General features: G+C 72.4%; 12 protein-coding genes. 4 read left to right on the top strand and 8 right to left on the bottom strand.

The genetic code is table 11. The annotated features are described in order from the left end of the window. Window positions 1-15 precede the first annotated feature (15 nt). On the top strand, window positions 16-381 hold the full coding sequence (locus WFH32_RS02805; RefSeq protein WP_336706151.1) for a hypothetical protein: 366 nt from the start codon (window positions 16-18) through the stop codon (window positions 379-381). 104 nt (window positions 382-485) lie between these two features. After that, window positions 486-1,268: a DUF899 family protein gene (locus tag WFH32_RS02800; RefSeq protein WP_191797367.1), complete on the top strand. Its 783-nt coding sequence runs from the start codon at window positions 486-488 to the stop codon at window positions 1,266-1,268. Window positions 1,269-1,290: 22 nt separating this feature from the next. On the opposite strand, the gene WFH32_RS02795 is transcribed toward WFH32_RS02800, so the two are convergent. The 8 genes from WFH32_RS02795 to infC form a co-directional block, all read right to left on the bottom strand. Beyond that, window positions 1,291-2,145 carry an SDR family NAD(P)-dependent oxidoreductase gene (locus WFH32_RS02795; RefSeq protein ID WP_191797369.1) on the bottom strand — a complete coding sequence of 285 codons (855 nt, stop codon included), beginning with the start codon at window positions 2,143-2,145 and terminating at the stop codon, window positions 1,291-1,293. Next, entirely contained in the window at window positions 2,138-4,723 is a 2,586-nt protein-coding gene (gene pheT, locus WFH32_RS02790; protein ID WP_336706150.1) for a phenylalanine--tRNA ligase subunit beta, read from the bottom strand. The genes WFH32_RS02795 and pheT overlap by 8 nt, the downstream gene beginning before the upstream one ends. After that, on the bottom strand, window positions 4,723-5,814 hold the full coding sequence (pheS, locus tag WFH32_RS02785; protein ID WP_191797373.1) for a phenylalanine--tRNA ligase subunit alpha: 1,092 nt from the start codon (window positions 5,812-5,814) through the stop codon (window positions 4,723-4,725). The genes pheT and pheS overlap by 1 nt, the downstream gene beginning before the upstream one ends. Window positions 5,815-6,094: 280 nt before the next feature. Next, window positions 6,095-6,724, bottom strand: coding sequence for an RNA 2',3'-cyclic phosphodiesterase (gene thpR, locus WFH32_RS02780; protein WP_336706149.1), 630 nt, complete (start codon window positions 6,722-6,724; stop codon window positions 6,095-6,097). Then, window positions 6,721-7,641 carry a TrmH family RNA methyltransferase gene (locus WFH32_RS02775; RefSeq protein ID WP_336706179.1) on the bottom strand — a complete coding sequence of 307 codons (921 nt, stop codon included), beginning with the start codon at window positions 7,639-7,641 and terminating at the stop codon, window positions 6,721-6,723. The genes thpR and WFH32_RS02775 overlap by 4 nt, the downstream gene beginning before the upstream one ends. 47 nt (window positions 7,642-7,688) lie before the next feature. After that, window positions 7,689-8,075 carry a 50S ribosomal protein L20 gene (gene rplT / locus WFH32_RS02770; protein ID WP_030150471.1) on the bottom strand — a complete coding sequence of 129 codons (387 nt, stop codon included), beginning with the start codon at window positions 8,073-8,075 and terminating at the stop codon, window positions 7,689-7,691. A gap of 76 nt (window positions 8,076-8,151) precedes the next feature. Further along, complete coding sequence (gene rpmI, locus WFH32_RS02765; RefSeq protein WP_030150472.1) at window positions 8,152-8,346, bottom strand: 50S ribosomal protein L35; 195 nt, start codon at window positions 8,344-8,346, stop codon at window positions 8,152-8,154. Window positions 8,347-8,437: 91 nt separating this feature from the next. After that, the gene (gene infC, locus WFH32_RS02760; protein WP_336706178.1) at window positions 8,438-9,403 is read right to left on the bottom strand and encodes a translation initiation factor IF-3; all 966 of its coding nucleotides are present in this window, start codon (window positions 9,401-9,403) and stop codon (window positions 8,438-8,440) included. A gap of 505 nt (window positions 9,404-9,908) precedes the next feature. On the opposite strand from infC, the gene WFH32_RS02755 reads away from it, so the two are divergent. Together WFH32_RS02755 and WFH32_RS02750 are read left to right on the top strand one after the other, a co-directional pair. After that, window positions 9,909-10,343, top strand: coding sequence for a Fur family transcriptional regulator (locus tag WFH32_RS02755; RefSeq protein WP_191797377.1), 435 nt, complete (start codon window positions 9,909-9,911; stop codon window positions 10,341-10,343). 141 nt (window positions 10,344-10,484) lie between these two features. Beyond that, complete coding sequence (locus WFH32_RS02750) at window positions 10,485-11,987, top strand: catalase (RefSeq protein ID WP_191797379.1); 1,503 nt, start codon at window positions 10,485-10,487, stop codon at window positions 11,985-11,987. Window positions 11,988-12,076: the final 89 nt, after the last annotated feature.

The following is a 12,076-nucleotide window of genomic DNA, read 5'->3' as shown; positions in this document are numbered from 1 at the left end:
ACCAGGAGGTCGGCCATGCACCCGACGCACGACGTCTCGCCCCACGCCACCGTGACCACCGCGCTCACGTCACCACGAGCCCGACGCATCGCCCTCGCCGCCGCGCTGGTCGTCGGGGCGCTCGCGCTCGCGGCCTGCGCCCCCGGCCCCAACCCCGACGTCGGCACGCCCACCGCGGACGGCAGCCCGGCCGGGTTCTGGCTCGGCCTGTGGCAGGGCGTCATCGTGCCCGTCACGTTCGTCGTCTCGCTGTTCACCGACACGGTGAACATCTACGAGGTCCACAACAACGGGAACTGGTACGACTTCGGCTTCGTGCTCGGGCTGGGGCTGTTCGTGGGCGGGCCGTTCGGCGCCTCGCGGGGGCGCCGCAACCACTGACGACGCGCCACCACCGACGATGAGTTCCGGCCCGGTCCCGAGTCTGCCCTCGTGACCGCAGGAGCGCGCCGTGCGTCCCTGCCCGAGCCCGCACGGAGGACACCATGACGACCCCGCCCGAGGACGCGACCACGACCCTGTCCGGCCGACCGCCCGTCGTCGACCTGGCCACCTGGGAAGCCACCCGGGACGAGCTCCTGGTCCGCGAGAAGGCGCACACGCACGAGGGAGACGCCATCGCGGCCGCCCGACGGCGGCTGCCCATGGTGAGGATCGACGGCACCGTGGAGGTCGTCGGTCCCGACGGCCCCGTCCCGTTCCTGGACCTCTTCGGAGGCCGCGACGAGCTCGTGGTCTACCAGCACATGTGGCACGACGGCGCGCCGCACCAGGGCCAGTGCGAGGGCTGCACCTGGACGGCCTGGAACCTGAAGGACGCCGTCTACCTCAACGCGCGCGGCGTCTCGTTCGCCATCGTCACGACCGGGGCGTGGGACGAGGTCGCCCCGTTCGTCGAGTTCATGGGCTACACCCAGCCCTGGTACTCGGTGCGCGAGCTGGACGCGCCCGTGGGCGGCGAGATGGGGTACCTCTCGTGCTTCCTGCGCGACGGCGACGACGTGTTCCTCACCTACCGGACGACAGGCCGCGGCACCGAGCCGACCAACCCGGCGTTCGCCCTGCTCGACATGACGCCCTACGGCCGTGGCGAGGCCTGGGAGGCGCAGCCGGACGGATGGCCCGAGGGGCGCGACCCGGGCTGGTTCTGGCGCTCGGACGCGGACGGCGTCACCGGTTGGAGCGAGACCACGCGTCCCGTGCCGCAGTGGACCCGGCCGGGGGCCACCGCCGTGGAGACCCTCGGCCGGCACGGCCACCACCACTGACCGCCGGTCAGTGCGGACGGGGTCAGCGAGCGGGGAGCGCTCCGGGCATCGGGTCGTCGTCGCCGAAGCGCGTCACACGCAGCCGGCGGGCCTCAGGCCCCGGCACGGCGTCCCCGGAGCCGGCCGTGGCGGCTGCCCGCAGCGACGCCGGAGAGTCGTGCGTGACCCGCACGAACGTCCCCGACCACGCGTCGAGCTCGCCGGCCGCGATCGCGACGATCATCTCGACCGTGCGCTCGACGGGCGTCCACTCGGTGCGCCCCACGTGCATGTCCATCGACGCGGTCAGGTCGGTCTGCACCACTCCCGGCGAGACCTCGAACGTCCGCAGCCCGCGGGTCCGGCCCGACAGGTGCAGGTTCGACCCGATGCGCAGCAGCGCGGTCTTGCTCGCGTTGTACGCGGTCGCGCCGTCCATGTCGTGCGACCCTGCGCCCGAGTTCAGGTCGACGACCCGTCCCCCGCCCCGCGCGAGCATCCCGGGGACGACCGCCCGCGCGAGCAGGAACGGCCCGCGCACGTTGGTCTCCATGACGGACCACCACTCGTCCGGGTCGGCCTCCCACAGCGGGACCTCGGCGTCGATGCGCCCGGCGTTGTTGACCAGGAGGTCGATCCCGCCCAGCTGCGCCTCGGCCCGCGCGACGGCCGCGTCCACCGCGGCTGGGTCGCCCACGTCCGCGACCAGGCCCACGGAGCGGCGACCCAGCGCGCGGACCTGCGCGACGACGTCGTCCACGCGGGACGCGTCCCGGCCCAGGACCGCGACGTCGAGGCCCGCACCGGCGAGCCCCAGCACGACCGCGCGGCCGATCCCGCGCGCACCACCCGTGACGAGGGCGGTGCGCGCGGGGACCACGGTGGTGACGTCAGCCACGAAGCTCGGCCCCGACCTTCTCGTGCGCCGCGGCGACCGCCGCGGCGCGCACGGCCGCGGAGTCCTCCGCGGTGAGCGTGCGGTCGGTGCCGCGCAGACGCAGCGAGAACGCGAGGGACTTCTTGCCCTCGCCGACCTGGGGGCCGGTGTAGACGTCGAACAGCGCGAGCTCCTCGAGCAGGTCGCCCGCCCCTTCCTCGATCGCGGCGCGCACGGCCGAGGCCGGCACGGAGGCGTCGACGACGAGCGCCAGGTCCTCCTTCGCGAGCGGGAACGACGAGACGGGCTCCGCCTGGACGGGCTGGCCCGGGGCGGCGGCGATCAGCGCGTCGAGGTCGACCTCGAACGCGACGGTCCGCGCGGGCAGGCCAAGCGTCTCGAGCACCTTGGGGTGCAGCTCACCGGCATGCCCGACGACGGTCCCGTCCGCCAGCTCGAGCCTCGCCGTCCGGCCCGGGTGCCACGGCGCGTGGTCGTGGTCGGCCACCACGCTCACCTGGGCGCCGACGCGCTCGGCCACGAGCCGGGCGGCAGCCAGGGCGTCGGTCCAGTCGGCCGCGCGACCCGCACCCCACCAGCCCGAGGCCACGCGCTGACCGGTCAGGACGCCCGCGACCCGGCGGGGCTGGGGCGGCACCGCGGCCTGCAGGGTCTCGAGGTCCTGCTCGCTCGGGCGGACGCCGCCCGGGAGCTGCGGGGCTGCCGGCGCACCGGCCACGGGGCGTGTCACGAGGCCGATCTCGAAGATCGCGAGGTCCGCGTTCCCGCGCCCCACGTTGCGCTTGAGCGTGCCGAGCAGCGTCGTCAGCAGGTTCGTGCGCATCTCGGGGTGGTCGTCCGCGAGCGGGTTGACGAGCCTCAGCGCACGGCGACGGTCGTCGTCCGCGGGCAGGCGCAGGTCGTCGTGCGACTGGGGGTTCACGAACGGGTAGCTGAGCGTCTCGACGAACCCGGCCTCCGCGAGGGCTCGCGCGACCGAGCGACGCAGCCGCTGCGAGGTCGTCAGCCCGCGACCCGCCGGGGCGGGCGGCAGGATCGACGGGATCTTGTCGTAGCCGACGAGGCGCGCGATCTCCTCGACGAGCTCTGCGGCACCGGTCAGGTCGGGCCGCCAGGTCGGCGGGGTGACCTCGAGGGTCGTGCCACCGTCGAGGTCACGGACCGTGCAGCCGATCTCGGCGAGCACGCCGCGCACCTGCTCCGAGGTGTACGCGACGCCCACGAGGCGCTCGGCCTCGTGTATCGGGAAGACGATCGGTGCGACGGGGGCGACCGCGTTGAGGTCGCTCACGGCGTCGTCCGCCGTGCCGCCACCGAGCTCGACGAGCAGGTCGACGACGCGCTGGGCCGCGACGGGCGGCAGCGCCGGGTCGGCACCGCGCTCGAAGCGCTTGGCCGCCTCGGACGGCAGCTTGTGACGGCGTGCCGAACGGGCCACGGTGATCGGGTCGAAGTGCGCGGCCTCGACCAGGACGTCGGTCGTGGTCTCGCTGACCTCGCTCGAGGCACCGCCCATGACGCCCGCGATCCCGAGCACGCGCGAGCCGCGCGTCCCCTCGGGCGAGTCGGTGATGAGCAGGTCTTCCACGTCGAGGCGACGGTCGACGTCGTCGAGCGTCGTGAGCCGCTCCCCCGGCGTCGCGCGGCGCACGACGATCGGCCCGGCGACCTTGGCGAGGTCGTAGGCGTGCAGGGGCTGACCGAGGTCGAGCATGACGTAGTTCGTGATGTCGACCGCGAGCGAGATGGGTCGCATGCCCGCCTGGGTCAGTCGGCGCTGCATCCACGCCGGGGTCGGCGCCTGCGGGTCGATGCCGCGCACGATCCGCGTGACGAACCGGTCGCAACCGGCCACGCCGTGGATCGGGGCGCCGTCCTCGACCTCGACCGGGAAGCCGTCGGGCGTCACACCGGGCAGGTCGCCCGTCGGGAGCCCGCGGTCCGTGAAGGCCGCACCTGTCGAGTGCGAGAACTCACGGGCCACGCCGCGGTAGGAGAAGCAGTACCCGCGGTCCGGGGTGACGTTGATCTCGAGGACCTCGTCACCCAGGCCCAGGAGCTCGAGCGCGTCCGTGCCAGGCGTCGTGTCGTAGCCCGTCTCCGGGGAGTACCCGTAGCGGTCGAGCACGATGATGCCGTCGTGGTCCTGCCCCAGACCCAGCTCCTTGGCCGAGCAGATCATGCCGTCCGAGACGTGGCCGTAGGTCTTGCGGCTCGCGATGGGGAACGGTCCGGGCAGCACCGCGCCGGGCAGCGCGACGACGACGCGGTCACCCGGACCGAAGTTGTGCGCGCCGCAGATGATGCCCCGCGGGGTCCCGCCCTCGGCGACGGGGACGCCGTCGACGTTGTGCGTCCCGACGTCGACCTGGCACCAGTTGATGACCTTGCCGTTCTTCTGCTCCTCGGGCTGGACCGAGACGACCTGGCCCACGACGAGCGGACCGGTGACGGACGACCCGTGGATCGCCTCCTCCTCCAGCCCTACCTTCACGAGCGCGGCGGCCAGCGTCTCGGCCGTCAGGTCGGCCGGCAGCTCGACGTGCTCGCCGAGCCAGTCGATGACGATGTTCGGCATCAGATCCCCATTCCGAACTGGGTCGAGAAGCGGACGTCGCCCTCCACCATGTCGTGCATGTCAGCAATTCCGTGGCGCAGCATGAGCGTGCGCTCGATGCCCATGCCGAACGCGAAGCCCGAGTAGACCTCGGGGTCGATCCCCGCGGAGCGCAGGACGTTCGGGTTGACCATGCCGCAGCCGCCCCACTCGATCCAGCCGGCCCCGCCCTTCTTCTGGGGGAACCACAGGTCCATCTCGGCGCTGGGCTCGGTGAAGGGGAAGAACGACGGGCGCAGGCGCGTGCGGGCCTCCGGGCCGAACATCGCCCTGGCGAAGTGGTCGAGCGTGCCGAGCAGGTGCGCCATGGTCAGGCCCTTGTCGACCGCGAGGCCCTCGACCTGGTGGAAGACGGGGGTGTGCGTCGCGTCGAGCTCGTCGGTACGGAACACCTTGCCGGGGCACGCGATGTACACGGGCAGCTCGCGCTCGAGGAGTGTGCGTGCCTGCACGGGCGACGTGTGCGTGCGCAGCACGAGGTTCGACGGCTCGCCGGGCTCGCCGTCGGGTCCCGTGGGGGCCTGGAGGAAGAACGTGTCCTGCATCTGCCGGGCCGGGTGGTCAGGACCGAAGTTGAGCGCGTCGAAGTTGAACCACTCGGCCTCGATCTCCGGGCCCTCCGCGATCTCCCAGCCCATGGCCGTGAAGAAGTCGGCGGCGCGCTCCTGGAGCGTCTCGAGCGGGTGACGGGCGCCTGCACGTGCGCGGTCGACGGGGAGCGTCACGTCGACCGACTCCTCGACCAGGACGCGCTCGTCGCGCTCGGCCTCGAGGACCTGGGTGCGCGCGGCGAGCGCCTGGTTGAGGCGGCCGCGGATCGGGCCGAGGAGCTTGCCCGCGGCAGCCTTGTCGGCGGGCGCGAGCTGGCCGATCTGGCGGTTCGCGAGCGCGAGGGCGCTGCGGTCGCCGGTGTGCTCGAGGCGCACCGTCTTGAGCTCGTCGAGGTCGCGGGCGGCCTCGACGGCGGCGAGGGCCTCGGAGAGGACGGCCTCGAGCGCGGGGCCGTCGAGCGGCGAGGGCGCGGCGGGCTGGACCGGATCAGGGGTGGACATGCGTGCCTTCCTGGCGGGATCGGGATCGGACGCGCAGAGGTCACCTCGCGCGTCCAACTGAAGATTCTAGAGCGCCCGCCGGGGCACGACCGGTCGATCCGAGGCCACCGCGCGGTGTCCTGTGGTCGACGTGCGCAGCGTCAGCCGCGCGGCCCTCGAGCGGGCCACGTAAATCGGCGATCATCGCGCTGCATGTCCTCATGGTCCCACATCGCCGCCTCGCGGGCGTGGGAGAGCCTGGGCATCCCGGGCGGACCACCCGGCGTGTCGAACGGTTGCGTCAGCGATGCTCGCCGAGACCGAACGTCCGCACGACCTGGTACAGCGGGCCGCCGCTGCGCCCCGCCCCCGGGGTCGACTCGACGAGGCAGAGCTCGTCCGCGGTGAACCGCGGCCCCTCGTAGACGGCCAGGGCGTGGGCGAGCTCGCCCAGTCCTGGGCCGGTGGGCTGCGGGTCGGACCTGCGACGGCCGGTCCTGCGCGGGCCGGAGGCGCGCGCCACGGTCAGGTGAGCGCGCTGGCGGGGCCTCCGGTCGAGCCGCACCCCGACGTCGGAGGCCGCCTCCGCGGTCGCGGCGCTCAGGCGTCGCAGGGCTTCCGCGTCGCCGCCCACGCCCGCGAACAGGATGCGGTCCTCGAACGTCCCGGCACCGCGCAGGTGCAGCGACAGCGGTTCCGCGTCCCGGGCGACCTCGTCGAGGGCCCCGGCCAGGTCGTCCGCAGCACCCTCCGCCACCTCTCCGAAGAAGGCGACCGTGAGGTGCATGAGGTCGCGAGGGGTCCAGCGCAGCGAGGGCCGCCCGTCGTCGAGGGCGACCGCGCCGAGGGCGGAGAGCGCGAGCCCCAGGTGGTCGAGTGCCTCGTCGGAGGGGTACAGGGCGGCGAACAGTCGCGCCGACCGTCCCCTCACAGGGTCCCGTCCGCGTCGCCGACGGTGGTGGTCGGGGCGGACGTGCCGACACTGCGCGGGCGGTGCGCGCGGCTCGACGCGTACAGGCAGACCGTGGCAGCCGTCGCGAGGTTGAGCGACTCGGCCTGGCCCCGGATCGGGACGCTCACGACCGCGTCGGCGAGCTCGCGGTCCTCGGGCGGGAGGCCCCAGGCCTCGTTGCCGAAGATCCAAGCGGTCGGCCGCGAGAGGTCGGGAGTCTCGCCAGGGGCGCTGCCGGCGACGTCGAGCAGGCCGTCGAGGTCGTGGTCCCCGGCGCCGTCGGCGGCCAGGACGGCCAGCCCGGCGCCGCGCAGCGCGTCGACCGTCTCGGCGAGGCTCACGCCCGTCACGACGGGGACGTGGAACAGCGAGCCCGCCGTCGAGCGCACGACCTTGGGGTTGTGCACGTCGACGCTCTCGCCCGCGAGGACGACCAGGTCGGCGCCGGCGGCGTCAGCGGCACGGATCACCGTGCCCGCGTTGCCGGGGTCGCGGACGGTCGCGAGGACCGCGACGAGCCGCGGCGAGGCGGAGACCGCGTCGTCGAGCGTGAGGTCCTGGGTCCGGACGACCGCGAGGATGCCCTGGGCGTCGGAGCTCATGGCCTCGAACGCGTCGGGCGTCGTGAGGTGCACGTGCAGGCCCTCGGCGAGCGCGTCGTCGACGATCTCCGCGTAGCGGTCGGCGGCCGACGACGTCACGTACACGTCGCGGACGAGGCGCGCGCCGTGCCGGACGGCTTCACGCACCCCCTGCGGTCCCTCCACGAGGAACTGCTGGTGGCGCGAACGCGCCGGACGCCCGGACAGTGCCCGGACCGCCTTGACCCGGTCGCTCCGAGGGTTCGAGACCTCGGGAACGCGACGGAAGAACGGTACGGGGCGACCTGAGGACAGATCGTTCACTGTGCGGGCGTCCGGTGAGAAGAGTCGCTGCTCGATGATCAGGCAGCAGCCTTCGGGGCGTTCACGTCGGCAGGCAGAGCGTCCTTCGCAGCCTGGACGAGCGCGTTGAAGACCGTGACGTCGTTGACCGCGAGGTCAGCGAGGACGCGACGGTCGACCTCGATGCCAGCAGCCTTGAGGCCCTGGATGAGGCGGTTGTACGTCAGGCCCTGCGCGCGGGACGCAGCGTTGATGCGCTGGATCCACAGACGACGGAAGTCGCCCTTGCGCGCCTTGCGGTCGCGGTAGGAGTAGACGAGGGAGTGGGTGACCTGCTCCTTCGCCTTCCGGTAGAGACGCGAACGCTGGCCGCGGTAACCCGCAGCGCGCTCGAGAGTTGTACGGCGCTTCTTCTGGGCGTTGACCGCCCGCTTCACGCGTGCCACGTGATGCTCCTTGCAGTTCGGGGCTCAGGTAGGGACTCAGCGGTGGTCAGCGCCAGGGGCGCGACCACCAGGCAGATCACTTACCGAGCAGCTTCTTGATCTTCTTGACGTCAGCGGGGGCGACGACCTGGTCAGCAGACAGGCGACGCGTGCGGGTGCTCGACTTGTGCTCGAGCAGGTGGCGCTTGTTGGCCTGCTCGCGCATGACCTTGCCGCTGCCGGTGATGCGGAACCGCTTCTTGGCGCCGGAGTGCGTCTTGTTCTTCGGCATGGCTGCCGTTTCTCCTTTGTCTGGTCGAGATCCCGGGAGGGACCCGACGTGTTCGGGCCGTGGCCGGTGGGCCTGGCTCGGTGTCAGTTGGTCAGCTGGGCTTGCCGCCGGGCTTCGGCTTGGCCGCGCTCGGCTTGGGCGCTGCCGGCCGGGGGGCCGGAGGCTTGGGCAGTGCGGCCGGCTTGGGCACCGCGACGGGCTTGGGAGCCGTCGCGGGCTTGGGAGCCGTCGCGGGCTTGGGCGTGGCCGCAGGTGCTGCGGGAGCAGCGGCCTTGGGCGCGGCCTTCGGGGCGGACGCACGGGGTGCGGCCTTGGGGGCGGCAGCCTTGGGCGCTGCTGCCGGAGCAGCGGCGGGGGCCGGCGCGGGCTCGGGAGCGGCAGCAGCCTTGGCCGCGGCAGCGGCCTCGGCCGACGCGACGAGCTCGGCGGCCTCGGCGACCTGCACCTCGAAGGGCACGTCACCGCCGTCCGCGGGCTCCTCGGAGACCTCGACCGGAGCGGACTTGGCGGCCGACTTCGTCGGGCGGGGCTCGGCCTCCTGAGCACGCTTGCGCTGCTCGCTCTTGGCCTCGGCCTTCTTCTTGACCGGGCCGAGCACCATGACCATGTTGCGCCCGTCCTGCTTGGGCATGCTCTCGATGAAACCGAGCTCGGCGACGTCGTCGGCGAGGCGCTGCAGGAGACGGACACCCATCTCCGGGCGCGACTGCTCACGGCCACGGAACATGATCATGACCTTGACCTTGTCGCCCGCGGCGAGGAAGCGCTCGACGTGGCCCTTCTTGGTGCCGTAGTCGTGCGGGTCGATCTTCAGACGGAAACGGATCTCCTTGAGGACCGTGTTCGCCTGGTTCCGGCGAGCCTCACGGGCCTTCATGTCCGACTCGTACTTGAACTTGCCGTAGTCCATGAGCTTGCACACCGGCGGGCGTGCGTCGGGGGCGACCTCCACCAGGTCGAGGTCAGCGTCCTGGGCAAGGCTCAGGGCGACCTCAATGCGGACGACGCCGACCTGCTCCCCACCTGGGCCGACAAGTCGGACCTCGGGGACACGGATCCGATCGTTGATGCGAGGCTCGCTGATGTGATGCTCCTAGGAAGTCGTCGGTAGACCACCAGGAACGGGAAAGGCCCCCGTCCCAGAGCGCAGGGAGGAGGCCATCGATCGGGTCGTCGCGGGTGCGACGAACACACCGTCGCGCCACCGTGAAGAACGGCGACGCTCCGGACCGAGACCCGGCCTCTGTCGTGACGATCGTCAGCAGTTGAAGCTCAGGTGGGATGGAATCCACTTTGCGCACCCGCAGTTCGCTCTCCGAAGCACCTTCTGGAGCCTCGACGAGAACCTACGGGTCGGTCAGCCACCAAGAATAGCACGCACGTCCGGGGAGCTCCGCGCACCCCCGGATCATGCACCGACGGCCGCGGTCGCCGCGCCCGACGCCCGACGCCCGACGCCCGACGCGGCGCACCCTCCCAGCACCCGCCGTCCACCGGCGCGCCACACGCTGGACATCCTCCATCATTGGAACTCTTCCAGAAAATGTGGGTAGAGTGAGGACGTGCCCACCGAGAAGACGGTCCGCCCCGCGGACCACGAGACCGAGCTCCGCGACAGCGGGCTCCGGGTGACCGCCGCCCGCCTCGCGGTCCTCGACGTGGTCACCCGGCAGCAGCACGCCGACGCGGACGACGTGCTGCGGGCGACGCGCGAGGTCCTCGGCACGGTGTCCGTCCAGGCCGTCTACGACGTCCTGAACACCCTCACCGAGCACGGCCTCCTGCGCCGCATCGAACCCGCGGGCCACCCGGCCCGCTACGAGCGACGCCTGGGCGACAACCACCACCACGTGGTGTGCCGCTCGTGCGGCGCCGTCGCGGACATCGACTGCGCGGTCGGGCACGCGCCGTGCCTGACCCCGAGCGGGAACAACGGCTTCACGATCGACACCGCCGAGGTCACGTACTGGGGCCTGTGTCCCGACTGCGCGGACTGACACCGGTCGACCTCGGACCCGGGCGCGTCCCGGCCCGACCTCCTCACCTCCTCACCGCTCCCCCGGAGCACCTGTCCCTACCGCCCCCTACCCACATACAGGCCCCAGGGCGCTCAGAGCCCTCACCTGAAGGAGAAGACGATGACGAACACCCCCTTCACCACGACCCAGACGGGCACCCCCGTCCCGAGCGACGCGCACTCGCTGACGGCGGGCGCAGACGGCGCGACGGCGCTGCACGACCGCTACCTGGTCGAGAAGCTCGCGCAGTTCAACCGCGAGCGCATCCCGGAGCGCATCGTGCACGCCAAGGGCGGCGGCGCGTTCGGTGAGTTCGTCGTCACGGAGGACGTGTCGGCGTACACCCGTGCGGCCGTGTTCCAGCCGGGCGCGCGCACAGAGACGCTGCAGCGCTTCTCGAGCGTCGCGGGCGAGCAGGGCTCCCCCGACACCTGGCGCGACGTGCGCGGGTTCTCGGTGAAGTTCTACACGACCGAGGGCAACTACGACATCGTCGGCAACAACACCCCCGTCTTCTTCATCCGCGACGGCATCAAGTTCCCCGACTTCATCCACTCGCAGAAGCGCCTGCCGGGCTCGGGCCTGCGCGACGCCGACATGCAGTGGGACTTCTGGACCCTGTCCCCCGAGTCCGCGCACCAGGTCACCTACCTCATGGGCGACCGCGGCCTGCCGCGCTCGTGGCGCGAGATGCCGGGCTTCGGCTCGCACACCTACCAGTGGATCAACGCCGCGGGCGAGCGCTTCTGGGTCAAGTACCACTTCACGTCGAACCAGGGCAACGTCGAGATGGAGGGCTCGGAGGCCGAGCTCATCGCGGGCGCCGACGCCGACCACTACCGCCGCGACCTGTACGAGGCCATCGAGGCCGGCGACTTCCCGTCGTGGGACGTGCACGTCCAGGTCATGCCGTACGAGGACGCCAAGACGTACCGCTTCAACCCGTTCGACCTGACGAAGGTCTGGCCGCATGCGGACTACCCGCTCATCAAGGTCGGGACGCACACGCTCAACCGCAACCCGCAGAACTTCTTCGCGGAGATCGAGCAGGCGGCGTTCTCGCCCGCGAACACGGTCCCGGGCATCGACATCAGCCCCGACAAGATGCTCATGGCCCGCGTGTTCTCCTACCCGGACGCGCAGCGCTACCGCGTGGGCACGAACTACCACCAGATCCCGGTCAACGCGCCGCACGCCGCGCCGGTGCACAACTACTCGCAGGACGGCGCGCAGCGTCACGGGTTCAACGCGCCCACGACGCCGGTCTACGCCCCCAACAGCCTGGGCGGCCCCGTGGCCGACGAGGCACGTGCGGGCGTCGGGTCCTGGGAGTCGGACGGTGAGCTGACGCGCGCCGCGGCGACGCTGCATGCCGAGGACGACGACTTCGGCCAGGCCGGCACGCTCTACCGCGAGGTCTTCGACGACGCGGCCAAGGCGCGCTTCCTCGAGACCATCACGGGGGCCGTCGGCGGCGTGCAGAGCATCGCGATCCGCGAGCGTGCGATCCAGTACTGGACCAACGTGGACGCGACCCTGGGCGCCGCTCTGCGCAGCGCCCTCGAGGTCGCCCCGCTCGCGGCCGACGAGCCCGGCGTCACGTCGGAGCCCGCGCACTCCTGACGCCCGCGCTCCTGCCCGGCGCGACGTCGTCGGGCAGGAAGGCCCCGTCGTCGAAGCCCGGAGGCCGGGTCCGCTCCTCGCGGGCCCGG

Source organism: Oerskovia sp. USHLN155 (genome assembly GCF_037145535.1).
GTDB classification, from domain to species: domain Bacteria; phylum Actinomycetota; class Actinomycetes; order Actinomycetales; family Cellulomonadaceae; genus Oerskovia; species Oerskovia rustica.
The sequence above is the reverse complement of the archived record's forward strand: the minus strand, read 5'-3'. Positions and strand labels throughout refer to the sequence as shown.

Bases quoted from the DNA above. Each gene is read 5' to 3' on its own strand.
- WFH32_RS02800 (WP_191797367.1), top strand. From the start codon at position 486: ATGACGACCCCGCCCGAGGACGCGACCACGACCCTGTCCGGCCGACCG.
- WFH32_RS02750 (WP_191797379.1), top strand. From the start codon at position 10,485: ATGACGAACACCCCCTTCACCACGACCCAGACGGGCACCCCCGTCCCG.
- rpmI (WP_030150472.1), bottom strand. From the start codon at position 8,346: ATGCCGAAGAACAAGACGCACTCCGGCGCCAAGAAGCGGTTCCGCATC.
- pheT (WP_336706150.1), bottom strand. From the start codon at position 4,723: ATGCCGAACATCGTCATCGACTGGCTCGGCGAGCACGTCGAGCTGCCG.
- pheS (WP_191797373.1), bottom strand. From the start codon at position 5,814: ATGTCCACCCCTGATCCGGTCCAGCCCGCCGCGCCCTCGCCGCTCGAC.
- WFH32_RS02805 (WP_336706151.1), top strand. From the start codon at position 16: ATGCACCCGACGCACGACGTCTCGCCCCACGCCACCGTGACCACCGCG.